The sequence below is a fragment of the Vibrio sp. 10N.222.52.B7 genome, from assembly GCF_041474275.1.
Classification (GTDB): domain Bacteria; phylum Pseudomonadota; class Gammaproteobacteria; order Enterobacterales; family Vibrionaceae; genus Vibrio; species Vibrio crassostreae_C.
Map to the genome: position 1 here is coordinate 1 of NZ_JBFRTU010000344.1, position 375 is coordinate 375.

General features: G+C 44.3%; 1 protein-coding gene. It reads left to right on the forward strand.

All coding sequences use genetic code 11. The features are described 5' to 3' along the window. Positions 1-375 (forward strand): M4 family metallopeptidase (locus AB4512_RS23140; protein WP_372175861.1); only part of this gene is annotated, 375 nt, incomplete at both ends.

Here is a 375-nt window from a genome sequence, read left to right on the forward strand (position 1 = left end):
CTATGGTTCAAACTATGGGAACGCATTTTGGGATGGTCGCCAAATGACATTTGGTGATGGCGACCAATCTATGTACCCGTTAGCGACATGGGATGTAATTGCCCATGAGGTTAGCCACGGTTTTACTGAACAAAACTCCGGACTTGAGTACCGTGGAATGTCAGGCGGTATGAATGAATCTTTCTCAGATGTGGCCGCTGCCGCATTAAGTGAATTTGTGCACGGTAGCTTCAATTGGAAGATGCGCGAGCATGTAATGAAAAATAGTGATGCAATGCGTTACTTCATTCAACCAAGCCAAGATGGTATATCTATTGACCACATCAACCAATACTATAGCGGCATTGATGTACACCACAGTTCAGGAGTCTTTAA